The sequence below is a fragment of the Novosphingobium olei genome (assembly GCF_012927405.1).
GTDB lineage: Bacteria > Pseudomonadota > Alphaproteobacteria > Sphingomonadales > Sphingomonadaceae > Novosphingobium > Novosphingobium olei.
In genome coordinates this window covers 288,567-313,012 of the sequence record NZ_JABBGM010000004.1, presented here as the reverse complement: position 1 = coordinate 313,012, position 24,446 = coordinate 288,567, and the positions used below count along the sequence as shown (strand labels likewise).

At 67.5% G+C, this 24,446-nt stretch carries 21 protein-coding genes; 10 read left to right on the top strand and 11 right to left on the bottom strand.

The window, feature by feature from the left end; genetic code table 11:
• Nucleotides 1-40: 40 nt before the first annotated feature.
• Complete coding sequence (locus HHL27_RS11555; RefSeq protein WP_169493546.1) at nt 41-844, bottom strand: DUF1206 domain-containing protein; 804 nt, start codon at nt 842-844, stop codon at nt 41-43.
• 79 nt (nt 845-923) lie between these two features.
• Nucleotides 924-2,024, bottom strand: coding sequence for a redox-regulated ATPase YchF (gene ychF / locus HHL27_RS11550; RefSeq protein WP_169493545.1), 1,101 nt, complete (start codon nt 2,022-2,024; stop codon nt 924-926).
• Between the two features lie 174 nt (nt 2,025-2,198).
• Between ychF and HHL27_RS11545 the strand changes: the two genes are divergently transcribed.
• Nucleotides 2,199-3,728, top strand: coding sequence for a tetratricopeptide repeat protein (locus HHL27_RS11545; protein WP_169493544.1), 1,530 nt, complete (start codon nt 2,199-2,201; stop codon nt 3,726-3,728).
• Between the two features lie 63 nt (nt 3,729-3,791).
• Here HHL27_RS11545 and HHL27_RS11540 read toward each other — a convergent pair whose 3' ends face one another.
• A complete protein-coding gene (locus HHL27_RS11540; RefSeq protein WP_240959696.1) occupies nt 3,792-4,505 on the bottom strand; it encodes a cistern family PEP-CTERM protein in 714 nt (237 codons plus the stop codon).
• 309 nt (nt 4,506-4,814) lie between these two features.
• Here HHL27_RS11540 and HHL27_RS11535 point away from each other — a divergent pair, with 309 nt between their 5' ends.
• Nucleotides 4,815-6,341 carry a tetratricopeptide repeat protein gene (locus HHL27_RS11535; RefSeq protein WP_169493543.1) on the top strand — a complete coding sequence of 509 codons (1,527 nt, stop codon included), beginning with the start codon at nt 4,815-4,817 and terminating at the stop codon, nt 6,339-6,341.
• Nucleotides 6,342-6,368: 27 nt separating this feature from the next.
• Here the strand turns inward: HHL27_RS11535 and HHL27_RS11530 are convergent, their stop codons facing one another.
• From HHL27_RS11530 to HHL27_RS11515, 4 genes are all read right to left on the bottom strand, one after another.
• Entirely contained in the window at nt 6,369-6,734 is a 366-nt protein-coding gene (locus HHL27_RS11530) for a PEP-CTERM sorting domain-containing protein (RefSeq protein WP_169493542.1), read from the bottom strand.
• A 192-nt stretch (nt 6,735-6,926) separates the two neighbouring features.
• Complete coding sequence (pth, locus tag HHL27_RS11525; RefSeq protein ID WP_169493541.1) at nt 6,927-7,496, bottom strand: aminoacyl-tRNA hydrolase; 570 nt, start codon at nt 7,494-7,496, stop codon at nt 6,927-6,929.
• A 143-nt stretch (nt 7,497-7,639) separates the two neighbouring features.
• Nucleotides 7,640-8,245, bottom strand: a complete 606-nt coding sequence (locus HHL27_RS11520; protein ID WP_169493540.1) for a 50S ribosomal protein L25/general stress protein Ctc — start codon at nt 8,243-8,245, stop codon at nt 7,640-7,642.
• 259 nt (nt 8,246-8,504) lie between these two features.
• Entirely contained in the window at nt 8,505-9,389 is an 885-nt protein-coding gene (locus HHL27_RS11515) for a TraB/GumN family protein (RefSeq protein WP_169493539.1), read from the bottom strand.
• Between the two features lie 102 nt (nt 9,390-9,491).
• Between HHL27_RS11515 and HHL27_RS11510 the strand changes: the two genes are divergently transcribed.
• The 3 genes from HHL27_RS11510 (at nt 9,492) to ppdK (ending at nt 15,540) form a co-directional block, all read left to right on the top strand.
• Complete coding sequence (locus HHL27_RS11510) at nt 9,492-10,412, top strand: glycine--tRNA ligase subunit alpha (RefSeq protein WP_169493538.1); 921 nt, start codon at nt 9,492-9,494, stop codon at nt 10,410-10,412.
• Nucleotides 10,413-10,590: 178 nt separating this feature from the next.
• Nucleotides 10,591-12,810, top strand: a complete 2,220-nt coding sequence (gene glyS / locus HHL27_RS11505; RefSeq protein WP_240959727.1) for a glycine--tRNA ligase subunit beta — start codon at nt 10,591-10,593, stop codon at nt 12,808-12,810.
• 66 nt (nt 12,811-12,876) lie between these two features.
• Nucleotides 12,877-15,540 carry a pyruvate, phosphate dikinase gene (gene ppdK / locus HHL27_RS11500; RefSeq protein ID WP_169493536.1) on the top strand — a complete coding sequence of 888 codons (2,664 nt, stop codon included), beginning with the start codon at nt 12,877-12,879 and terminating at the stop codon, nt 15,538-15,540.
• On the opposite strand, the gene HHL27_RS11495 is transcribed toward ppdK, so the two are convergent.
• Together HHL27_RS11495 and HHL27_RS11490 are read right to left on the bottom strand one after the other, a co-directional pair.
• Entirely contained in the window at nt 15,489-16,373 is an 885-nt protein-coding gene (locus HHL27_RS11495; protein ID WP_206069545.1) for an SDR family NAD(P)-dependent oxidoreductase, read from the bottom strand. The genes ppdK and HHL27_RS11495 overlap by 52 nt on opposite strands.
• 93 nt (nt 16,374-16,466) lie before the next feature.
• Nucleotides 16,467-17,276 (bottom strand): class I SAM-dependent methyltransferase, encoded by an 810-nt coding sequence (locus HHL27_RS11490; protein ID WP_169493664.1) that lies wholly within the window; start codon nt 17,274-17,276, stop codon nt 16,467-16,469.
• A 64-nt stretch (nt 17,277-17,340) separates the two neighbouring features.
• On the opposite strand from HHL27_RS11490, the gene HHL27_RS11485 reads away from it, so the two are divergent.
• From HHL27_RS11485 to HHL27_RS11465, 5 genes are all read left to right on the top strand, one after another.
• Nucleotides 17,341-18,141 (top strand): ComF family protein, encoded by an 801-nt coding sequence (locus HHL27_RS11485; protein WP_169493535.1) that lies wholly within the window; start codon nt 17,341-17,343, stop codon nt 18,139-18,141.
• A 479-nt stretch (nt 18,142-18,620) separates the two neighbouring features.
• Nucleotides 18,621-18,959, top strand: coding sequence for a phosphoribosyl-AMP cyclohydrolase (gene hisI / locus HHL27_RS22435; protein WP_240959695.1), 339 nt, complete (start codon nt 18,621-18,623; stop codon nt 18,957-18,959).
• Nucleotides 18,960-18,999: 40 nt separating this feature from the next.
• Entirely contained in the window at nt 19,000-19,467 is a 468-nt protein-coding gene (locus tag HHL27_RS11475; protein ID WP_169493533.1) for a MerR family transcriptional regulator, read from the top strand.
• Between the two features lie 28 nt (nt 19,468-19,495).
• On the top strand, nt 19,496-21,289 hold the full coding sequence (locus HHL27_RS11470) for an acyl-CoA dehydrogenase C-terminal domain-containing protein (RefSeq protein ID WP_169493532.1): 1,794 nt from the start codon (nt 19,496-19,498) through the stop codon (nt 21,287-21,289).
• 72 nt (nt 21,290-21,361) lie between these two features.
• Nucleotides 21,362-22,819 carry a phosphotransferase gene (locus HHL27_RS11465; RefSeq protein WP_169493531.1) on the top strand — a complete coding sequence of 486 codons (1,458 nt, stop codon included), beginning with the start codon at nt 21,362-21,364 and terminating at the stop codon, nt 22,817-22,819.
• On the opposite strand, the gene HHL27_RS11460 is transcribed toward HHL27_RS11465, so the two are convergent.
• Together HHL27_RS11460 and cysK are read right to left on the bottom strand one after the other, a co-directional pair.
• Complete coding sequence (locus HHL27_RS11460; protein ID WP_169493530.1) at nt 22,816-23,517, bottom strand: dienelactone hydrolase family protein; 702 nt, start codon at nt 23,515-23,517, stop codon at nt 22,816-22,818. The genes HHL27_RS11465 and HHL27_RS11460 overlap by 4 nt on opposite strands.
• A 5-nt stretch (nt 23,518-23,522) precedes the next feature.
• Nucleotides 23,523-24,440 carry a cysteine synthase A gene (cysK, locus tag HHL27_RS11455; protein ID WP_169493529.1) on the bottom strand — a complete coding sequence of 306 codons (918 nt, stop codon included), beginning with the start codon at nt 24,438-24,440 and terminating at the stop codon, nt 23,523-23,525.
• Between the last annotated feature and the right edge of the window lie 6 nt (nt 24,441-24,446).

Below are 24,446 nucleotides of genomic sequence, written 5' to 3'. Positions count from 1 at the left end.
GCGCTGAAACGTGCCTGCACGGCCCGACTGCGTCAACCGATCAATTAAATCGTCGGCGGGCCGCGTGCACCACGTCGACGGCGGGCACCACGCGGTAGCGTGCGCAGATGAGGCTGAAGAGGCCGAACACCAGAAGGCCTGCCGCCACGAGCAGATGGATCGTCTGCTGGGTGCGCAACTGTTCGAGCACGCCACCCAGATCGCGGACTTCGGCATGGCGCACCAGCCAGGCCGAGCGCAGCAGCGACCAGCCGACCAGTCCGAACACCACCGCCCGCGCGGCGAGGCCGATCCGGCCCAGCGCTTCCCTCGCGCGCGGTGCATCGCTGGCAATGCGCTTCATGAAGTGGCCCGTGGCGGCACCGAACGCCTGGAACAACGCCGCGATGACGAAGGCGATTCCGGCAAGCCCGATCAGCACCCAGCCCAGCGGCCAGGCCAGCACGCCGCCGGCCATCTCGGCCCCGCCATGCGCGCCCTCGTGCGCGAAGTGCCGATAGCCGAGCGCGAACTTGGCGGCCGCGAACGCCATGCCGAGATAGGCGAGCGCGCCGGCGCCCTGACCGATGCGCACCGCGACGCCCTTGGCATCGTGGCCGTGGCGTTCGAGATCGAACAGCGCGCCTGCCAGCTTGTAGATCCCGTATGCAACCAGGCCTGCGACCAGCAGCGCCAGCGCCAATCCGCCCGCCGGCATGTCCTGCACCATGTCGAACACCGCGTTCTGGCCATCGTCGGCGGCACTTCGCGTTTCCAGCGCCAGCCAGCCAAGCAGCGCGTAGACCACACCGCGCGCGGCATAGCCCGCGCGTGCCAGCACATCGGCCCGTGTCAATTTCGCCATCACATCCCCTTGTTTCGACAAGGGAACGGCAATTCGCCCGATTGGCTCCCGCCCAAATGGCGGGGCGTTCGTCAGCGGTTCAGACGTTGAACTTGAAGTGCATCACGTCGCCGTCGTGGACGATGTATTCCTTGCCTTCCTGGCGCAGCTTGCCTGCATCCTTGGCCGCCGTTTCACCGCCGAGCGTGACGTAGTCGTCGTAGGCGATCGTCTCGGCGCGGATGAAGCCGCGCTGCATGTCGGAGTGGATCTCGCCGGCCGCTTCGGGCGCCTTCGCGCCCTTGTGCACGGTCCAGGCGCGCGCTTCCTTGGGGCCGACGGTGAAGAAGGTGATCAGGTGCAGCAGGTCGTAGCCCGAGCGGATCACGCGGGCGAGGCCGGTTTCGTGCAAGCCCATTTCCTCGAGGAACACGGTGCGCTCCTCGGGATCCATGCCGACCAGCTCCGCCTCGATCGCGGCCGATACGATCACCGCGTTGGCGCCTTCGGCCTTGGCCTTTTCGAACACGCGGGCGGAGAAGGCGTTGCCTTCCGCTGCGCTTTCTTCCTCGACGTTGCAGACATAGAGCACCGGCTTCGAGGTCAGCAGCTGCGCCTGCGCAAACACGCGCGCTTCCTCGTCGTCCTTGGGCACGGTCAGCCGCGCGGGCTTGCCTTCGCGCAGCAGCGCCAGCGCCTGGCCCAGCACCGAGGCGACGATCTTCGATTCCTTGTCGCCCGCAGCGGCCTTCTTCTGGGCGGCGGGAACGCGCTTTTCCAGGCTTTCGAGGTCGGCCAGCATCAGCTCGGTCTCGACCGTGTCGGCGTCGGAGATCGGATCGACCTTGTTGTCGACATGCTGGATATCGTCGTTCTCGAAGCAGCGCAGCACGTGCACGATGGCATCGACTTCGCGGATGTTGCCCAGGAACTGGTTACCCAGGCCTTCACCCTTGGATGCACCGCGGACAAGGCCGGCGATATCGACGAAGCCCAGCTGGGTCGGGATGATCTTCTGGCTGCCGGCGATGGCCGCCAGCTTGTCGAGCCGCGGGTCGGGCACGCCGACGTTGCCGACGTTCGGCTCGATCGTGCAGAACGGATAGTTCGCCGCCTGCGCCGCCTGCGTTTCGGTCAGCGCATTGAACAGTGTCGACTTGCCGACATTCGGCAGTCCGACGATCCCGCAACGAAAACCCATCTTCAGCTCACTCCTGGTCTGCGCAGGCCCTTAGGCGGCGCGGACAAATTCCGCAACGGCAGCGCGGGTGCCGCGCCGCGCCGTGCCCGAATAATGTCGCGGACGATTGGAAACCTTCATCCAACGTTTATACCTTTCGGTGAGAGCGGGTCCGAAATGGTGAGAATCGTCCGGATGAACAGCGTTAATCGCCTGCTGGCTCCCGCGATCGGCGGCCTGTTGCTCGCCGTGCTGGCCGGCTGTGGCGAGGATCCGGCCAAGCGCTTCGCCCGCGCCGGGCAGGAGTTTGCCCATCACGATTACCTCGCCGCGCAGGCCGATCTTGCCGCCGCGCTGGCCGCCATGCCCGACGATCCGCGCGTGCTGGAGCTTCACGCCCGCAACGCGCTGGCCATGGGCGATGGCGTCGCCGCGGGTGCCAGCCTTCAGAAACTGCCGGCCAATCGTCGCCCCGCCGATTTCCGCCTGCTCGTCGCCGAAGCGGCGCTGCTCCGTGAAAAGCCGGCGGAAGCCTTGGCCGCGCTGGGGGACGACCATTCGGCTTCCGGTCAGCGGCTGCGGGCGCTCGCGCTGCTGGGCAAGGGCGACAAGGATGCGGCCGCGCGCGAATTCACGGCCGGCGTCATCGCGCACCCCAACGATGCCCGTCTGCTTGCGGCCGCCGCGCGCTATCGCCTTGGCGAAGGGGACCGGATCGAAGCGCGCGTCCTCGTCGACAAGGCGCTCAAGGCCGATGGCGGCAGCCTCGATGCCATGATCGCCGACGGCAAGGTCTCGACCGCCGAAGGCGATCTTTCGCGCGCGCTGGCCTCCTACGACAAGGCGGCGCGCGCCTATCCCGGCAACCTTCCCGCGCTGGTCGGCAGGGCAGGCGTGCTCGGCGATCTCGGTCGGCTCGACCAGCTCGAACAGGCTATCGGCGCGCTCAAGGGCGTCGGTAGCGATGCCGATGTCACCTACTTGTCCGCGCGGCTCGCCGCCGCGCGCGGCCAGTGGCAGAAGGTGCGCGATCTGCTGCAGGCGGCCGAGGGCCAGCTTGCCGAACGCGACGATGCCAACGTGCTCTATGCCCAGGCGCTCGTTGCGCTGGGGCAGCCGGAACAGGCGCGCGCGCGTCTTGCCCCGCTGCTGCTGCGTCATCCGGAAAACCTCGTCGTGCGCCGCGAACTGGCCAAGGCGCAGATGGCGGGTGGCGACAACGCCGGCGCGGTCGTCACGCTTCGGCCGTTCGCCACCAGCCGCACCGCCTTGCCCGACGATCTGCGCCTGCTGGCAAAGGCCGCCAAGGACGCCGGCGATGTCGACATCGCCTCGTTCGATGCCCGCGCCCGCTTCCCCAGTCCGCGCGCGATGGGCGCCCTTCTTGCCAATGGCGATATCGCCATGCGCCAGGGCAACTGGGCCAATGCGGTCGATGCCTACGAACGCATCCTCGCCGCCACCGACGGGCGCAACGCGATGGTCCTCAACAACATCGCCTGGGCCGAAGGACAGCTCGGCAATTTCGACAAGGCGATCGGCTATGGCGAGCGCGCCTTGAAGGAAGCACCGGGCAATGCGTCGGTGATGGACACGCTCGGCTGGCTGCTGTTGCAACAGGGCAGGGACCGCGCGCGGGGCGTGCAACTGCTGCGCGATGCCGCTGCAAAGGCGCCCCAGAACCCCACGATCCAGCGCCATTACGCCGAAGCGCGCAAGGGCTAGCGTCAAACGAAAAAGAGCCGACCTTGCGGGCCGGCTCCATCCGTTGTTGCCTCGTCGCTGCGATCAGGCGCGGCGCTGCTGCACCTGGCGCCGGCGGGCGAGGGCCATGCCGGCAAGGCCCATGCCGAACAGGCCCAGCATCCCCGGCTCGGGCACCGAAGTGCCGCCGCTGCTGGTGGTCGATCCCGAAGAGATCGTGCCCGCGCCGCTTGCCGAGCTGATCCCGGGAACGCCGGTGATCGACTGGTACCGCACGAAGAAGTCGCTCAGCGTCACCGCCGAAACGGGCGAGGAGAACGACAGCGAGAACGAGCCGGTGCCCGTCTGTCCCAACGTCAGGCCGCCGCTGCCACCACCGGCGCACGAACCGGTCGTCGCGTCCTTGAAGCAGACGTCGACGTTGCCGATGCCGTTGGGATAGTTCGAATTGAGCGTGGTCTGCGAGAACGCGCCTGTCGAGGTCGCGCTGGCGATCGTCGGATCGGTGTTGAACGCGAAGCTGGAGATGCGCGAGCCGGTGACCGGCGCGCTGCTCGTGTTCGAAACCGAATAGTCGAACGTGTAGGTGTTGTTCGACACGCCGGTCAGCGTGAACGTGGTCGAACCGGTCAGGCCGCTGATCGAGGATCCGCCGCTGCCGCTGTAGCCGTTGTAGTTCAGCGTCACCGACTTGCTGATGTCGGTCGAGCCAAAGGTCATAGAGTCGGCAAATGCCGTGCCGGCAAGCGCGAAGCTGGCAATCGCCGCGAGGCTGGCAATCGAGCGGGACAGGCGCATGAGCGGGACCTTCAATGGTTAAAGTTTGCTGAAAAAGTTATGAGCAAGACATGTGCCAAGCCCGGAAATGCTTGATTCCAGTTGGTTAACCACAGCATCGTTGTAAACCGGGCCGACACGTAACGAAGCGATCTGCGCCCTGCAACCGATCTTGGGCTTGCCAGCGCCACGGCTCGATGATGCGATCGGCCGGGCCGAAGGGCAGCTCGGCGGCATCGTCGCTGGAGAGATCGCCGGATGGCGGGGGAGCTGAAGGTGGACGGGATGCGGACAATTCACCGAAATTTCAGCCCTCGATGGCAGATCGTGATGCCCATGCGCCTCTCGAGACATTCGCTCGCCCTTGCTCCGCTGCTTCTCGCGCTCGCTGCCTGCGGGAAGGGCGGGGGCGATCATGCCGCCAACGCCCGTGCCGCCTATGCCGCCGACGATTTCGCCGGCGCGCGGGTAGAGGCGCTCGCCGCGCTCGATGGCGATAGCGGCAATGCAGACCTGCTGGTGCTGCTGATCCAGAGCCAGCTGCGGCTGGGTGATGGCGATGGCGCGCAGGCCACCCTGCAGCGGCTGGTCGATGCAGGCCGCAGCGGGCCCGAATTGACGCGCTGGAAGGCGGAGGCCGCACTGCTGCGCGGGCAGGCGCGCCAGGCGCTGGACTGGGTGGGTGACGATCGCAGCCCCTCGGGCTGGCGGATCCGCGCCGCGGCGCTCTATGCGCTCAAGGATTACCCCGGCGCGAACGAGGCCTATCGCCAGGGCATGGCGGGCCAGCCCGACCTGCAGCTTGCCCGCGATTACGCTCGCATGCTGATCGAGGCGCAGGACTGGACCGGCGCAGCCAACACGCTGGCGACGATGCAGCGTCTTGCCCCCAAATCGCTCGACACGCAGCTGATCGCGGGCGAACTCGCGCTCAAGCAAGGCCGGCGGGACGAAGCCGCGAAGATCTACGACGCGGCCATTGCCGATCACCCCAAGCGGATCGAGCCGCTGCTGGCGCGGGCATCGCTTGCCGACATGGCGGGCAAGGTCGACGATGCCGCAGGCTTCGTTTCGCGCGCCGCGGCGATCGCGCCCAACGATTCGCGCGTGGTCGAACTCGGCGTGCAGATCGCGGCGGAAAAGGGCGATTGGGAGAAGGTGCGCACCACGCTTGCGCCTATGGAAGCCGATCTCGATCCGCGCTCTGCCAACGGGCTCAAATATGCCGAGGCGCTGCTGGCGCTGAACCACCCCGAACAGGCGCGCGCCATCTTCGCCAAGGCGGCGTTGCTCTCGCCGCAGAACCCCTATGTGCGGATCATGCTCGGCGAATCCGAACTGGCGACGGGTGATGGCGCGGGTGCGTTGCGCACCATCCGGCCGCTGGCCGACGGAGTGACGGCGGGCCCGCGCGAGCTCGATCTGGCGCTGCGCGCGGCGCGCGCGGCCAACGATCCGGCGGCGGCGCAGTATGCCGCGCGGCTGTCATCGCCGGCGTTCAAGGCAGGGCAGCAGGCGCTGGGCGAGGCGAATGCGGCGCTGATGCGGCAGGACTGGGCCGGGGCGATCGCCGCAGTGCAGCGCATTCCCGGCTACGAGAACGACGCCGATGCGCAGAAGCTGATCGCGTTTGCCTGCAGCAAGGCGGGCCGGGCCGACGAGGCGATTGCCCATGCCGACCGAGCGCTGGAGCTTGCGCCGCGCAACCCCGACATGATTCACCTCGCGGGGCTGGTCCGGCTGGAGGCTGGACGCGACCGCGAGGTGATGGTTCGGCTGCTCAAGCAGGCGAGCGAGGCAGATCCTGCCAATCGCCTGTTCCGCGCCGATCTTGTCCGGAGCGGCACGGCGGGCTGAACCCGCACGCGCCGTCCTTTCGGGAAATCAGCGGCGGCGGCGACGCGCTGCGCCGAGGCCGACGAGGCCCATGGCCATCAGGCCGAGCATGCCAGGTTCCGGAACCTTGGTGCCGCCCGACGTCGTGGTGGTGGTGCCGCCCGAAGTCGTGGTCGTGCCACCCGAGGTGGTGGTGGTGCCGCCCGAAGTCGTGGTCGTACCGCCCGAGGTGGTGGTGGTGCCACCCGAGGTCGAAGTCGTGGTCGACGAGCTGGTGCTCGATCCCGGGCACATGCCGGCGCCGGTCGCGTCACCGCAGTTGCAGTAGTGCGTGTGGAACCAGGTGGCGTGGGCCGGAGCCGAAGCCGCGAGCGAGCCCATCAGGGCGGTGGCAATGACGAGCGAACGCTTCATGGTAGATCCCCTTGTACGTCTTGTTCGGTTAACCCGGTATTCTGCAAGAGCGGTGCCAAACTCGGAAAACCGCCAATCCTGTTGGTTAACGGGCTAGCGCAGCCAATTCGGTTGTAAACTCTGCCGACTATCCGGACCGGATAGATCGCCGGCCGTTCACAAACCGTTGCCCAAGGGAAAAAGGTTGTTCGCTCAGTCCTGCAGCCGCAGCGCGACATCGTTCATGAAGCGCGTGTCGTCACCCTTGGCGAGCCACTCCGCCTCGGCCGCCATCGCGCCCAGCATGTCTGCCAGATCGTCCTGCTCGGCCTTGGCATAGTTCCCCAGCACATAGCCGGTGACCCGGTCCTTGTGGCCGGGATGGCCGATGCCGATGCGTACGCGGCGGAAGTCGGGGCCCAGGTGCTGGTCGATTGATCGCAGTCCGTTGTGCCCGGCGGTGCCGCCGCCCTGCTTCACCTTGACCTTGAACGGAGCAAGGTCGAGTTCGTCGTGAAACACGGTGAGGGCATCGGTGCCCAGCTTGTAGAAGCGCAGCGCTTCTCCCACGGCGCGGCCGCTTTCGTTCATGAACGTCGCCGGCTTCAGCAGCAGCACCTTCTGCGTGCCGATGCGGCCTTCCTGGACCCAGCCCTGGAACTTCTTCTGCACCGGGCCGAAGCCGTGGACTTCGGCGATCGTGTCCAGCGCCATGAAGCCCACGTTGTGGCGGTTGAGCGCATACTGGGGGCCCGGATTGCCGAGCCCTGTCCACACCTGCATGATCAATTCCCGAAATGACGCCGCTGCGGCCATGCCAGAAGCGGGCGGGCAAAAAAAGAACCCCTCCGACCCGAAGGCGGGAGGGGCTCCTTTGTGCGTTCGCGGCCTTCCGCGCGCAGGCGGAAGTCCACCAGGCCGGACGATCAGTCCTCCTTGGTGGTGTCGCCTTCTTCGCTCTTGAGCGACGACGGGGCGACCAGCGTGGCGATGGTGAAGTCACGATCGGTGATCGCGCTCTTCACGCCGGCCGGCAGGGTCACCGCGCTGATGTGGATCGAATCGCCCACTTCATAGCCCGACACGTCGACGGTGATCTCGTCGGGGATCGCGTCCGGGGTGCAGACCAGTTCCAGTTCGTGGCGGACGATGTTCAGCACGCCGCCCTTCTTGAGACCGGGCGACTGCTCTTCGTTCGCGAACACGACCGGCACGTTCACGTGCACCGCGTGGTCGGCCGAAAGGCGCAGGAAGTCGGCGTGCTCGGGGCGGTCCGAAACGGGGTTGAAGGCAACGTCCTTGGGCAGGGTGCGAACGGTCTGGCCGCCCACGGTCAGCTCGACGATCGAGTTGAAGAAGTGGCCGGTGCCCAGCGCCTTGACCAGCGCCTTTTCTTCGACGTGGATCGCGATGGGTTCCTGCTTTTCGCCGTAGATCACGGCGGGGGTGCGGCCTTCGCGACGCAGAGTACGGGAGGCTCCCTTGCCAACCCGATCGCGCGTCTCGGCAGCCAGCGTAAGCGTCTCGCTCATGGACTGTACCTTCCGAAAATGCTTGTTGTTCCAATTCTCCCGCCACGCCTCCAGGGATGACCATGACGGGGAAGCGGCGGCCCATAGCCGATCGCGCGCGAAAAGCAAGGAAAAGCGCGGGCGGGTGGGACGCTGGTTGTGCCTCCCATCCAGTGTCTACCGTCACCCCGGGCTTGACCCGGGGTCCCGCTGTTCTGTGCGCTGGCAAGAAAGAAGCGGGATCCCGGGTCGAGCCCGGGATGACGTAGCTGGTCGGACCCTAATCCACCCGCCGCACTTTCCACCCGCGCGCCATCAGCATGCGCGGCAGTCCGTCGCTGCCCGCCACGTGCGCCGCGCCTACCGCGATGAAGGGCCTGGCCCCGCGCTTCAGCATCGCGTCGATCTCGTCCGCCCAGGCGCGGTTGCGCCCGGTCAGCAACGCTTCGTGCAGCTGCGCGTCGGCCAGGAAGCCGGTGGTCGATTCGCGCGCGATGCCGAGCTCGTCGCCGCGCAGCCACAGCTGCATCAGGTCGGCCTCGTCGTCCTTGTCGTCGGTCGCCTCCACCGCGACCTGTTCCAGCAGCACCTGCTGCGCGCGCGCGGGCAGGCGGTCGAACACGCCGAACTGGCCGTCGAGCGTCTCCAGCCCCTCTACCGGCCGCGCGCCGTTCATCCGCCGCAGTTCGGGCTCGACCCCGCTGTCGGGCATCATGCCTTCCTTCTGGCCGCTGATCGCCGCGATCTGCAGCGCCACGGCCCAGTCTTCCTGGTCCTTGAACTGATCGTCGGACAGGTTGAGCTTGCGATAAACCTTGGCCAGCGCATCGCGATACTTCGGACCCACCCGCTGCGACACCGGCGGCAGTCCGTCGGTGAAGGCCACGCGCCCCATCGCTTCGCCCGCGACCTTTTCGTCGAGCGGCTGCCCGATCTCGAGCACCAGCCGGTCGGCGCTGCCCAGGGCCCTCTCAATCGCGGGGCGCTGCCAGTGGAGGCTGGCGGGCAGGGCGTGCACCGTGCCGAACAGCCAGCCGTGCACGGCCCCGGTATCGTCGGAGATTTCCCACAGCGCGACTTTCGGCGCGGCCTCCGTGGGCGTTGCAGGGGCGTGGCAGCCGGCCAGCAGCAGCACGGCAAGGACAAGGCGGATCGCTCGGTTCATCGGCAAGCAGCGATGGACCAGCGCGTTCGGCGGCGCAAGCGGCCCGACGGTTGCGGCGAACGGTTGATTTGCGGGCCCTCATCGGCCAAAGCCCGCGCCACCATGGCCTCACCAGCAAAACCACCGCTCAGCCTGCAGGACATGATCCTGCGCCTCCACGCTTTCTGGGGTGAACAGGGCTGCCTGATCCTGCAGCCTTATGACATGCGCATGGGCGCCGGCACGTTCCACACCGCCACCACGCTGCGCGCGCTGGGGCCAGAGCCGTGGAACGCCGCGTTCGTGCAGCCCTGCCGCCGTCCGACCGACGGCCGCTATGGCGAAAACCCGAACCGGCTGCAGCATTACTACCAGTATCAGGTGATCCTGAAGCCGAGCCCGGAGAACCTGCAGGAACTCTACCTGCAATCGCTGGTCGAAATCGGCATCGATCCGCTGGTGCACGATATCCGCTTTGTGGAGGACGACTGGGAATCGCCCACGCTCGGCGCCTGGGGCCTCGGCTGGGAAGTGTGGTGCGATGGCATGGAAGTCACGCAGTTCACCTATTTCCAGCAGATGGGCGGGTTCGACTGCCGCCCCGTCGCGGGCGAGCTGACCTATGGTCTCGAACGCCTCGCCATGTACATCCAGGGCGTCGACAACGTCTACGACCTGGCCTTCAATGCGCCCAGGGGCAATCGCCCCGGCGTGACCTATGGCGAGGTGTTTCTCGAAAACGAGAAGCAGATGTCGAAGTGGAACTTCGAAGTCGCCGATACCGACAGCCTGTTCGAAGGCTTCCGCCGCGCCGAGGAGGAATGCCGCCGCTCATTGGATGCGAACGTGCCCATCGCCGCCTATGAACAGGCGATCGAGGCCAGCCACCTGTTCAACCTGCTGCAGGCGCGCGGCGTGATCAGCGTGCAGGAACGCGCCAGCTACATGGCCCGCGTCCGCGATCTCGCGCGTGGGTCCTGCGAAGCCTACATGGCGAAGTTCAAGGACGAATGGGCCGTGAAGTATCCGGAGTGGGCGGCATGAGCACCGCTGCGCTTCAACCGTCAGCCCCCCGTCCGTCAGCCCTTGGTCCGTTCGTGTCGAGCGAAGTCGAGACACGCCGCCCCCCGCTTCTTGACTTCGCTCGAAGCGAACGGAGTTCTTTCCTGTGAGCACCGCCGATTTCCTTCTCGAACTGCGCTGCGAGGAAATACCCGCGCGCATGCAGGCGGGCGCGCGCGCCGATCTCGAAAAGCTGTTCCGCAAGGAACTGGAGGCGGCGGGCCTCAAGGCCGGCGCGATCACCGTCTGGTCCACCCCGCGCCGCCTCGCGCTGATCGCGCGTGACCTGCCGCTGGCGACCGACGCCGTCAGCGAGGAAGTAAAGGGCCCGCGCACCAGCGCGCCCGAGCAGGCCCTGGAAGGCTTCCTGCGCAAGACTGGCCTTTCCAAGGACCAGCTGACCGAGCGCGACGGCGTGTGGTTCGCGATCACCGAAAAGCCGGGCCGCGCCACCGAGGACGTGCTCGCCGCCGCAATCCCCGCGATCATCCGCGCCTTCCCCTGGCCCAAGAGCCAGCGCTGGGGCGCCGCCTCGATCGCCACCGATGCCTTGCGCTGGGTGCGCCCGCTGTCGGGCATCGTCGCGATTCTCGGCGAAGACCTTGTCGAATGCGAAGTCGGCGGCATCCGCTCGGGCTACGCCACGGCGGGGCATCGCTTCCACCACCACGGCGAGATCACCATCGGCGGCGCGCACGACTATGCCGACAAGCTGCGCGCGTGCCACGTGATCGTCGACCATGCCGAGCGTGAAGGCATCGTGCGCGAACAGGCCAAGGCCGCTGCCGCCGCCGCCGGCCTCGTGCTGGTCGAGGACGAAGGCCTCGTCATCGAGAACGCCGGCCTCACCGAATGGCCCGTGCCGTTGCTCGGGCGTTTCGACGAAGCCTTCCTCGACGTGCCGCCCGAAGTCATCCAGCTCACCGCGCGCGTCAACCAGAAGTACTTCATCTGCGTAGAAAGTTCCTCCCCGAGCTTGCTCGGGGAGGGGGACCGTCCGCAGGACGGTGGAGGGGCCCCTCCGTCAGACGCTGCCGCGTCTGCCACCTCCCCGAGCAAGCTCGGAGAGGATCGCAAGCTCGCCAACGCCTTCGTCTGCACCGCCAACATCGCCGCCACCGACGGCGGCGCGGCCATCGTCGACGGCAACCGCAAGGTCCTCGCCGCGCGCCTGTCCGACGCCCGCTTCTTCTGGGAACAGGACAAGAAGAAGCCGCTTGTCGAGCACGCCGAAAAGCTTGGCCGCATCACCTTCCACGAAAAGCTCGGCACGGTCGCACAGCGGCAGGATCGGTTCGTTGCGCTGGTCGATGCCTTCCAAGGCCAGCTCGCCGATGCTGTTCCCGCTGCGAAGCAGGCGGCGGCCATTCTCAAGGCTGACCTCGTCACGGAGATGGTGGGCGAGTTTCCCGAACTCCAAGGCCTGATGGGCGGCTATTACGCACGGGCCGAAAGTCTGCCCGACGCCGTCGTCGCTGCAGTTCGTGATCACTACAAGCCCGTTGGGCAGGCGGATGCGCTGCCGGACGAAGACGCGGCAGTGCTGACCGCCCTGGTTGACAAGGTGGACGCGCTGGTCGGTTTCTTCGGAGCCGATCTCAAGCCAACCGGCTCGAAGGACCCGTTCGCGCTGCGTCGTGCGGCGCTCGGCGTAATCCGGCTGGTCACGGAGAAGGGCCTGCGTCTCGCACTCGGCCAACTCTTCGATGCGTCAGCTCAGCTTTATCGTCAGCAGGGCGTCGAGATGGAGAGCCCATCTTCCGACCTTCTTTCTTTCATCGCCGACCGCCTCAAGGTCCAGCAGCGCGAGGCAGGCGTCCGCCACGACCTCATCGACGCCGTGTTCGCTCTGGGCGGCGAGGACGATCTCGTCCGCCTGCTCGCCCGCGTCCATGCGCTGCAGGCCTTCGTCGGCACCGAGGATGGCACCAACCTGCTCGCGGGCTACAAGCGCGCCGCCAACATCCTCAAGAAGGAAGAGGCGAACGACCAGACCGCCGGCGCCCACGGCGAAGGCGTCGTGCCGCCCACCGGCGAGGAAGACCCGCTCGTGCTGGTCGACGATCCTGCGTTCAAGGACATCGCCGCGCAGTTCGCGCATCCCGAACGCACGCTTTCCTACCAGCCAGAGCCGGCCGAAGCCGCGCTGATCGCCGCGCTCGATGCGGCCGAACCCCAGGCGAGCGACGCCGTCGCGGCCGAGGATTTCACCGCCGCGATGGCCGCGCTGGCCAGCCTGCGCGCGCCGATCGACGCGTTCTTTGATCAGGTGACGGTCAACGATGCAGATGCGAACAAGCGCGCCTCGCGCCTCGGGATCCTGTCTCGCTTCCGTGCTGCAGTGCACAAAGTTGCAGACTTTTCCCGCATAGAGGGCTAATCGAGGGAACAAGGCCGGACGCCAAACGTCCGGCCCGAGACGTAGTTTGGGAGCATCGATACACCCATGAGCGCATACGTATTCCATTTCGGCGGCGGCGCAGTTTCCAGCGATCCGCGGTCGAAGGACAAGACCATCGTGGGTGGCAAGGGCGCAAACCTTGCGGAAATGGCCAGCATCGGCCTGCCGGTCCCGCCGGGGCTGACGATCAGCACCGAAGTCTGCGCGCTCTACAATGAAAACGGCAAGACCTTCGATGCCGACCTGCGCGCGGCGGTCGCCGCTGGCGTCAAGCACATCGAATCGGTCACCGGACGCAGCTTCGGCGATGCCGCCAACCCGCTGCTCGTCTCGGTCCGCTCGGGCGCGCGCGTCTCGATGCCGGGCATGATGGACACGGTGCTCAACCTCGGCCTCAACGACGCCACGGTCGAAGGGCTCGCTGCCGGTTCAGGCGATGCGCGCTTCGCGTGGGATTCCTACCGCCGCTTCATCCAGATGTACTCGGACGTGGTGCTCGGGCTCGATCACCATCGCTTCGAAGACGCGCTCGAAATCGCCAAGGAAGACAACGGCTTCTTCAACGATGTCGAGATGCAGGCCGAACACTGGCAGGCGCTGGTGGGCGAATACAAGGCTATCGTTGCCGAAGAGCTCGGCCGCCCGTTCCCGCAGGATGTCGAAGAACAGCTGTGGGGCGCCATCGCCGCCGTGTTCGAAAGCTGGGAATCGGATCGCGCCAAGGTCTACCGCAAGCTCAACGACATTCCGCAGAGCTGGGGCACCGCCGTCAACGTGCAGGCGATGGTCTTCGGCAACATGGGCGATACCAGCGCCACCGGCGTTGCCTTCACCCGCGATCCCGCGACCGGCGAGAAGGCCTACTATGGCGAATGGCTGGTCAACGCGCAGGGTGAGGACGTCGTCGCCGGCATCCGCACCCCGCAGTACCTTACGCTGCGCGCGCGCGAAGCGGCGGGGGCCAAGCCGCTGTCGATGGAAGAGGCGATGCCCGCCGCCTATGCCGAGCTCGCCCATGTCTTCGAGCTGCTCGAAAAGCACTACAAGGACATGCAGGACATCGAGTTCACCGTCGAGCAGGGCAAGCTGTTCATGCTCCAGACCCGCTCGGGCAAGCGCACCGCCAAGGCCGCGCTCAAGATGGCGGTCGACATGGTCGGCGAAGGGCTGATCGACGAAGCCACCGCGATCCGCCGGATCGACCCGATGGCATTGGACCAGCTGCTTCACCCCACGCTCGATCCCAAGGCCACGCGCGATGTGCTGACCAAGGGGCTGCCGGCATCGCCCGGCGCGGCTTCGGGCGCGGTGGTGTTCGATGCCGATACCGCCCAGACGCTCGCCGAACGTGGCGATGCGGTGATCCTCGTCCGCGTCGAAACCAGCCCCGAAGACATCCACGGCATGCACGCGGCCAAGGGCATTCTCACCGCGCGGGGCGGCATGACCAGCCACGCGGCGGTTGTGGCGCGCGGCATGGGGCGGCCTTGCGTTTCGGGCGCGTCCGCCCTGTCGATCGACATGAAGACCCGCACCGCGCGCATCGGCAACCGCGAGATTGCCGAAGGCGACGTCATCACGCTCGATGGCTCGAACGGCGATGTCATGGCGGGCAAGGTGCCGACCGTGGAGCCCGAACTGGTGGGCGACTTCGGCACGCTGATGGTCTGGGCCGACAAGCACCGCCGTATGAAGGTGCGCACCAACGCCGAAACCCCGCTCGATTGCCAAGTCGCGCGCCAGTTCGGCGCCGAAGGCATCGGCCTGTGCCGCACCGAACACATGTTCTTCGAAGCCGGCCGCATCAGCGCCGTGCGCCAGATGATCCTCGCCGAGGACGAAGCCGGCCGCCGCGCCGCGCTCGCCAAGCTGCTGCCCGAACAGCGCAGCGACTTCCAGGCGATCTTCGAGGTCATGGCGGGCCTGCCCGTCACCATCCGCCTGCTCGATCCGCCGCTGCACGAATTCCTGCCGCACGCCGACGCCGAGTTCGAGGAACTGGCCGAAGCGACGGGACTTGGCGTCAATCACCTCAAGCGTCGGGCCGGGGAACTGCACGAATTCAACCCCATGCTCGGCCATCGCGGCTGCCGCCTTGGCATCACGTTCCCCGAAATCTACGAGATGCAGGCCCGCGCGATCTTCGAAGCGGCCTGCGATGTCGCGGCGGCGAGCGGCGATGCGCCGATCCCCGAAGTGATGATCCCGCTCGTCGCCACCAAGCGCGAACTGGAAATCCTGCGCGCGCTGGTCGATCGCGTGGCGGGCGAAGTCTTTGCCGAAAAGGGCCGCACGCTCGACTACATGGTCGGCACGATGATCGAACTGCCGCGCGCCGCGCTGATGGCGGGCGAGATTGCCGAGGAAGCGAAGTTCTTTTCGTTCGGCACCAACGACCTTACGCAGACCACGCTCGGCGTCAGCCGCGACGATGCCGCGCGCTTCCTCAACCCTTACGTTGACCAGGGCATCTACCCGCGCGATCCGTTCGTCAGCCTCGACATCGAAGGCGTGGGCCAGCTGGTCGAACTCGCGGCGGAGCGCGGTCGCAAGACCCGGCCCGACCTCAAGCTCGGCATCTGCGGCGAACACGGCGGCGATCCCGCCTCGATCGCGTTCTGCGAAAAGACCGGGCTCGATTACGTCTCGGCCAGCCCCTACCGCGTGCCGATCGCCCGCCTTGCCGCCGCGCAGGCCGCGCTCGGCTGAATCGAAAAGGGCGGCGGGGCCATCCGGTCCCGCCGCCCTTTCGATCCTTCGATCTCGCGCCGATCAGTACTTGTAGGACTGGCCGCCGTCGATCGGCACGGTCGCGCCGTTGATGAACGGCGCTTCGCCCGAAGCAGGAAGGCCACCAGCGCGGCCACTTCCTCGGGCCGCCCGAAGCGCTTCATCGGGTTGACCGAAACGAACTGCCGCCCGGCCTCTTCCCAGTTCTCGCCGCCGATCTGGCGCAGCGATCCCTCGACCATCGCGGTCATGATCGCGCCCGGCGCAATCGCGTTGATCTGGATGCCGTGGACCCCGTACTCCACCGCCGAATTGCGGGTCAGGCCGACCACGCCGTGCTTGGCGGCGGCATAGCCGCTCTGGTTGCCAACGCCCCGGATGCCGCCCACCGATGCCGTGTTGACGATCGCGCCCGATCCCTGCTCGCGCATCACCTTGAGCACGGCGGCAAGGCCGAAGAACACGCCATCAAGGTTGACCGAGATCACGCGGTGGAATTCCTCCGCACCGAAGTTTTCGGTCAGGTTCTGGCGCCCTTCGATCCCTGCGTTGTTGAAGAAGCCGTCGATCCGGCCATGCGCCGCAACCGCCGCATCGACATAGGCCTGCACTTGCGCGGCGTCGGAAACGTCGGCCTGCACCAGCGTGACCTTGGCATCGGCGGGCAAGCTCGCCTTGGCGGCATCGAGCCAGTCCTGGCGCAGATCGACCAGCACCTGCGTTGCGCCCTCTGTCGCCAGCCGCTGCACGGTGGCAAGGCCCAGGCCCGATCCGGCGCCGGTGGTGATGACGACCTTGTCCTTGAAACGCATTGGGTAATCCTCTCGCTGGTTCCGGCCTGTGCCGGATCGCAGGCGAAGGTGGCGGCGCACGGGGGCCGCCTCAACTGATGGAAACGCGAGTTCTCAGAACTTGGGGGCGCGCAGCGGCTTGGCCCAGCCGCTCAGGGTCACGATCTCGAAGCGTTCGACCACGCGCCCGTCGCTGTCCGCCGCCGCGGCAAAGGCGGCCTCGGCCCGAGCCAGCTCCGCCTTGCCCAAGGCCGGGCCACCGCGCGCCAGAACCGCCGAAAGGCCCTGTTCGCGCAAGTCCGCGACCAGCCGGCGCAGTGATCGGAACGCCACTGTCAGCGCGCGCGAATCGGCCACCGGATCGGCAAAGCCGCAGCGCTGCACCAGCTGCGCGCCGGCGCGCACGTCGACTTGCGGATGGATGCGCGGGGCAGGGCGCTCGCCATCGGCGGCCAGCATGATCGCCCGCAGCGCCGGCACGCTGCCCGCGCCGATGAAGCTGATCACCGCGAGCCCGTCGGGCGCCAGCGCGCGCCGCACGTGAACCAGCGCGCCGGGCAGGTCGTTCACGCTATCGAGCGTGCCGAGGCTCACCACGAGGTCGAACCCGCCGAAGGGGTAGGGGGCTTCCTCGTCGAGTTCCTGTTCGCCTGGAAGCGGCGCGGGGTCGGCCACCACGACGTCGCACCCTTGCGCGCGCAGCGCCGCCGCAACCTGGCCGGTCACATCGCCGATCAGCAGCGCCCGGCGCGGTTCGTGGCGCAGGAAGCCAAGGCGCTCGAGCACGTCCTCGGCCATGTCCTCGGCCAGGTATCGCGCGGCATCGGCCCTTTGTTGCAAGCGCTGCATCCGCCGCCGCACGGCAAGGCGCCGGGCAGGGGAGAAGATCGTCGGCGGAGTCTGGGGGGGAAGCGCGCTGGCCATGGCGCGTGCCTGCCCGCCCGGCACGCTCTTGCCAAGCCCCCCGCTTTGCGCGGAGTATCGCGGCATGACCGCTCCCGCGCTGCTCGTGCCGCTGCTCGACCTGGTGTTCCCGCCGCGCTGTCCCTTGTGTGGCGAGGCGCTGGCCGAGCAGGGCGGCTTGTGCAGCGCATGCTGGAGCACGCTGGTGGTGCCGGGCGATCCGTCCTGCAGCCGCTGCCAGCGACCGCTTGCCCAGACCGACGCACCCGCCGACGCAGCGCGCGATTCGGACCGGCTGGTCTGCGCCGCCTGCCTGGTCCGCCCGCCGCGCCATCACGGGATCAGCGCCGCCACGCTCTACACCGCGCCCTCGCGCAAGCTGGTGCTCGCCTTCAAGCACGGCCGCCGCGTCGCGCTCGGCGCGCTGCTCGCGCGGCTGATGGCGGCGCGCGTGCCGCCGCTTGATGGGCCATGGCTGGTCGTGCCGGTGCCGCTGCACCGCTGGCGGCTGTGGAAGCGGGGCTACAACCAGTCGGCGGTGCTGGCGCAGCACATTGCCCGCGCGCTCGGCCAGCCGCTGTGCATCGATGCGCTTGAACGCACGCGCCGCACGCCCTCGCTGGGCGGGCTCGACCGGCGCAGCCGCGCCCGGGCGCTTGCCGGCGCAATCCGCGCCAACCCTGCGCGCAGCGGGCGAATCGCTGGCGCCAGCGTGCTGCTGGTCGACGATGTGCTGACCAGCGGCGCCACCACCGATGCCTGCATCAAGGCGCTGCGCCAGGCGGGCGCGGCGCGGGTGCGCATCGCCTGCTTTGCCCGCGTGCTGGACGAAGCGATCGACGATGCGACGCAGGCCGCCGGCCCGGAAAGCCAGGCAGCGGCGTGAAGTCCGGGCGAAGGAGTCCCGCATGCCGGGCGTTGAAGGGGGCAAAGCGGGAAGGGCCCTGAAACGAGAAACGCCCGGAACCGAAGTCCCGGGCGTCCTCGTGACGAAATGCTGGCGCCGCTCTCGCGTCTGGCTGATCCCCCCGAACCAGCCGTCGCCGTATCCCTCATCGTTCCAGTGCCCTGCCGCCCGGTGTCACCGCGGGATCGGCTCGGGCAAAGGCCCCTCGTTTTTTCCCTGAACTTTGGCGCTTCGCGCCGCCTTTCGGCGGTCCAGATGCGGCTCCCTCAAACCGCATGCTCTTCATCCACGATCCCCGCCCGCGACGAAAGTCCCATGTGCGCGGCGCATGGATTTTCGGCGCCATCTGTGGTTATCGTGCAACAAACCACCATTGTGGTGAGGTAACGATCCGAAAGGCCTGTCCCATTTCCGCGCATTCTTCCGAAACCGAGCTGCGCGAACAGGGCGCCGTGTTCATGCCCCGGTTCGATTCCGCCGGGCTCGTCACCGCAGTGGCGGTCGATCATGCCAGCGGCGCGCTGCTGATGCTGGCGCACATGGATGCCGAAGCGATCGCGAAAACGCGCCAGACCGGGTTCGCCCACTTCCATTCGCGTTCGCGCGGGCGGTTGTGGATGAAGGGGGAAAGCAGCGGCCACGTGCTCAAGGTGATCGAGATCCGCGTGGATTGCGACCAGGACGCGCTGGAACTGCGGGTCGAGCCGGCCGGCCCTGCGTGCCACACGCTTGCGCCCTCGTGCTTCTACCGCCGCATCGAAGACGACGGCAGCCTCGCCCGGATCGAGGACGCCTGACGGCATTGACGCTTACGTAAAGGTTAGCTAGGTTGCGGCCATGTCGTCGCAGCCGCTCACCCAGTCCGTCGCCCAAAGCGCCGATCACACCGGCCACCTCGACCAGCCCGATGCGCTGGCGCGCGAGAATTTCACCATTTCCGACCTCTCCGCCGAGTTCGGAGTGACCGCCCGCGCGCTTCGCTTCTACGAGGACGAAGGGCTGATCTCGCCGACCCGTGTCGGCCTGTCGCGCATCTACTCCAAGCGCGACCGCGCGCGGCTCGCCTGGATCATGCGGGCCAAGAACGTCGGTTTCAGCCTGTCCGAAATCCGCGACATGATCGATCTCTACGATCTCGACGATGGCCGCGCCGAACAGCGCCGCGTCACCATCGCCAAGTGCCGCGAACGGATCGACATGCTCCAGAAGCAGCAGGCGGACATTGCCGCCACCATCGATGAACTCACCAGCTTCGTCGATCTGGTCGTCTCGCGCGAACGCGCCGCCGGCCGCGACGTCGACTGACCCGTACCCTTAGCAGAAGGCACCCCTCATGCCCGTTTACAAGGCGCCCACGCGCGATACCCGCTTCGTGCTCAACGAACTCGTCCGCCTCGAATCCTATGCGAACCTTCCCGGGTTCGAAGGCGCCACCCGCGACATGACCGACGCGGTGATCGAGGAAGCGGGCCGCTTCACCTCCGAAGTGCTCGCGCCGCTGAACCAGGTGGGCGATCGCGAAGGCTGCACCCGCCATGCCGATGGCAGCGTCACCACGCCCACCGGCTTCAAGCAGGCGTACAACCAGTTCCGCGAAGCGGGCTGGGGCACGCTGACCGCGCCGCAGGAATTCGGCGGGCAGGGCCTGCCGCACGCGCTGGGCTTCGCCTTCGAGGAATACATGGGCGAATCCAACCAGGCCTTCGCGATGTATCCCGGCCTTGCCGCGGGCGCGATCTCGGCGATCCTTGCCAAGGGGTCTGACGAGCAGAAGGCCAAGTACCTGCCGCGCATGATCTCGGGCGAATGGACCGGCACGATGAACCTGACCGAGCCGCAGTGCGGCACCGATCTCGGCCTCATCCGCACCCGCGCCGAACCGCAGGCCGATGGCTCCTATGCCGTCACCGGCACCAAGATCTTCATCTCGGCGGGCGACCACGATCTTGCCGACAACATCATCCACCTCGTGCTCGCCAAGACGCCGGGCGCGCCGGATTCGACCAAGGGCATCTCGCTGTTCATCGTGCCCAAGGTGCTGGTGAACGAGGACGGCTCGCTGGGCGAGCGCAATGCCGTGTCGGTCGGCTCGATCGAGCACAAGATGGGCATCCACGGCAACGCCACCTGCGTGATGAATTACGATGGCGCCAAGGGCTGGCTCGTGGGCGAGGAGAACAAGGGCCTCGCCGCGATGTTCATCATGATGAACGCGGCGCGCCTCGGCGTCGGCATCCAGGGCCTCGCGCAGGCCGAAGTCGCCTACCAGAACGCGGTCGCCTATGCCGGCGAACGCCGCCAGGGCCGCTCGCTCACCGGCGCCAAGGACCCCGCCGCCAAGGCCGATCCGCTGTTCGTCCACCCCGATGTCCGCCGGATGCTGATGGACGGCAAGACCTTCATCGAAGGCATGCGCGCGCTGTGCCTGTGGGGCGGCCTTCTGGTCGACCTTTCGCACAAGGCGGCGACCGAGGCCGAACGGCAGGAAGCAGACGACCTGATCGGCCTGCTCACCCCGGTGATCAAGGGTTACGGCACCGACATGGGCTACAAGGTCGCCACCGACATGCAGCAGGTGTGGGGCGGGCATGGCTACATCGTCGAAAACGGCATGGACCAGTTCGTGCGCGATGCCCGCATCGCGATGATCTACGAAGGCGCCAACGGCGTTCAGGCGATGGACCTTGCCGGGCGCAAGTTGGCGCTCAACGGCGGCCGCGCGATCCAGGCGTTCTTCAAGCTGGTCGATGATGAATGCGCCGAAGGCAGCGACAACGACGCGGTCAGGCTCGTTGCCGAACGCCTTGCCAAGGTGAATGGCGAGCTGAAGGCATCGACCCTGTGGTTCATGTCCAACGCCATGGCCAACCCCGACAACCTCGGCGCCGGGGCCTATGCCTACATGACGCTGCTGGGCATTGCCGCCACCGGCTTGATGTGGCTGCGCATGGCGAAGATCGCCGCGCGCGCCGACGGGGGCGAGGAGCCTTCGTTCTATGCCGCCAAGCTCGTCTGTGCAAAGCACTGGGCGCTGCGTTTCGCTCCCCACGCAGGCGCGCTGCGTCGCGAGATCGAGGCGGGGGCGGATACCATCATGGCGCTGCCGCCCGAAGCTTTCGCGGCCTGACCGAATAGTCGTCCTTGACCAACTCTCTCCCGGCGGCTTAACCACGCGGTTAAGATTATCCGGGAGAGAGTGATGGCCAAGCGCAGCCCCAGGGAGCTTATCGAGCTTTACTGGACCGAGGTCTGGAACAACCGCAAGGTCGAGATGATCGCCGAGCTTTGCGCCGATCCGATCATCCGCCACGATCCCGGCAGCGTCACCGCGCTCAGCCTCGAAGACCAGATGGCCCGCGTGCGCCAACAGTCCGAGCGCGCCGAACCCTACTTCACCCACGAAGTGCTCTGTGCCGACGACACTTACGTCACCTCGGTGTGGAACATGCACACGCGCAAGGGCGAGCGGATCGACCTGTGCGGCATCGAGGTGTTCAAGGCGGTCGACGGCAAGTTCACCGACTGCTGGAATTCGAGCTACACCCCGGGCCGCTGGGGCGTGGAGGGTGACAGCTCGGTGCCGCAGGACCTGCCCGAACCGGCGCTGATCGCCACCGTCGACCAGATCACGCCGATCTGGATCCAGGCCATGCTGCAGCACGCGGGCGTTGCGTCACCGCGCGTCAGCCTGCTTGCCAACAAGGCGATCGGCCATGGCAACATGTCGCAGACCATCCGCACCCAGATCACCTACAATGCCAACGCCGCCGACGCGGTGGGCGCGGTGGTGTGCAAGATCACCTCGGCCATCCCGCAGGCGATCGAGATGGCGGGCGCGGCGCAGGTCTATGCCCGCGAATGCGCGGTCTACGAATTCCTCGGCGAGAACCCGCCGCTCGCCACCCCGCGTGCCTTCTGGCGCAAGGTCAGCGACGATGGGCGTGGCATCAACCTCGTGATGGAAGACTTGTCCGAACGGACTCGCGCGGGCGACCAGATCGCCGGCTGCTCGGTGGCAGAGGCCCATGCCGTGGCGGCCGAACTGTCCAAGCTCCATGCCGCGAGCTGGGGCGATCCGCGTCTCGAAGGCGCGTCCTGGCTGCAGGATCGCGCGGGCGGGGCCGCCGAATCGGCGCAGGGCTATGCCGCCGCCGCCGCTGAATTCCGCAACCGCTTCACCGGCCGCCTCGCTCCCTCCGTGCTCGACGCGATCGACGCCTTCGTGCCCCGCATGGAGGCCGCCATCCGCACCGCGGCGCAGGGCGAAACGCTGGTCCACGGCGAACCGCGCGTCGATAACGTGATGTTCGAAGATACGCCGGACGGTCCGCGCGCGTGGCTGATCGACTGGCAATTCGCCACCAAGGCCAGCCCGATGCTCGATCTCGCCTATTTCCTTGCCGGATCGCTCACCCCCGACGATCGCCGCGATTGCGAAAACGCGCTGATCGAAGCGAGCGTGGCGACCGTGGGCAAGGTCGCGCCGGAATGGACGCTGGAACGGGCGCGCACCGATTATGCCGCCGCACTGCCCATCGCGCTGCAGTTCACGGTCGGCGCGATCATGGCCATGCCTTCCACCGAGCACAATGACCGGCTGCTGATGACGCTGGCGGAGCGCAACGTCGCCGCGCTGAAGGACTGGAAGCTGGTCTAACCCAGCACTTCGTCGAGCAGCGAGGTCAGCGCCGCCCACGATTGCCGGTCGGCGCTGGCATCGTAGCCGATGGCCGGCAGGCCGCGCGCGTCGCTGCCGGGATCGGTGAAGCCGTGCTTGACGCCCGCATAGCTGTGGAAGTGCCACTTCGCGCCGACCGCGTCCATTTCCTCCCAGAAGGCAAGGACATGGTCGCGCGGGGCGAGCGGGTCGGCATCGCCGTGGCAGACCAGCACGCGCGGGCCGATCGCCTTGTCGGCCTTGCGGTCGGTGGTGAGAATCCCGTGGAAGCTCGCCACCGCCAGCAGGTCCTGCCCGTCGCGCGCGGCTTCGAGCACCGCCTGGCCACCCATGCAGTAGCCGATGGCCGCCAGCGGCAGGCCCGCCGCCGCCGGGTGCGCCCGCAGCGCGGCGATGCCCGCCGCGATCCGCGCGCGATAGGCATCGACGTCTGCCTTCAACGCGGCCGACAGCGTTTGCGATGCGGCGAAGTCCTCCGGCGTTTCGCCATAGAAGTCCGCGATCAGCGCGACGTAGCCGGCATCGGCCAGCATCTGCGCGCGCCGGTCCATTGGGGCGTTGCGGTTCATGATCGTGGGAAAGATCACGATGCCCGCGCGCGCCGCGCCCTGGGGCAGCGCGAGCCACCCCGTGAGCGCGACGTCGCCGTCCTGGTAGTCGACCTGCTGGAGCGCCACGCGGCTTACTCCGGCAGGAAGTCGGGCACCGACAGGTAGCGTTCGCCGGTGTCGTAGTTGAAGCCGAGCACGCGGCTGCCGGCGGGAAGCTCCTTCAGCTTCTGCGCGATGGCGGCCAGCGTCGCGCCCGAGCTGATGCCCACCAGCAGGCCTTCTTCGCGCGCAGAACGACGCGCCCATTCCTTGGCGTCGGCCGGATCGACCTGGATCGCGCCGTCGATCGACTGGGTGTGCAGGTTGCCGGGGATGAAGCCGGCGCCGATGCCCTGGATCGGGTGCGGCGCGGGCTGCCCGCCCGAGATGACCGGCGACAGCGTGGGTTCGACCGCCCAGGCCTTGAGGTTGGGCCAGCTCTTCTTGAGCACTTCGGCGCATCCGGTGAGGTGGCCACCGGTGCCGACGCCGGTGATCAGCGCGTCGATCGGCGTGTCGGCGAAGTCCTTCAGGATTTCCTGCGCCGTGGTGCGCACGTGGACAGCGATGTTCGCGCCGTTCTCGAACTGCTGCGGCATCCACGCGCCGTCGGTCGTCTCGACGATTTCCTGCGCGCGGGCGATCGCGCCCTTCATGCCCTTTTCGCGCGGCGTCAGGTCGAACGTGGCGCCATAGGCCAGCATCAGCCGGCGCCTTTCGATCGACATCGATTCGGGCATGACCAGGATCAGCTTGTAGCCCTTGACCGCCGCCACCATGGCGAGGCCGATGCCGGTGTTGCCGCTGGTCGGTTCGACGATGGTGCCCCCGGGCTTGAGGCTGCCGTCGGCTTCGGCGGCCTCGATCATCGAAAGGGCGATGCGGTCCTTGATCGAGCCACCGGGATTGGTGCGCTCGCTCTTCACCCATACCTCGTGGTCGGGAAACAGGCGGGACAGGCGCACGTGCGGGGTGTTGCCGATGGTGGCGAGAACGGAATCCGCTTTCATGTCGCT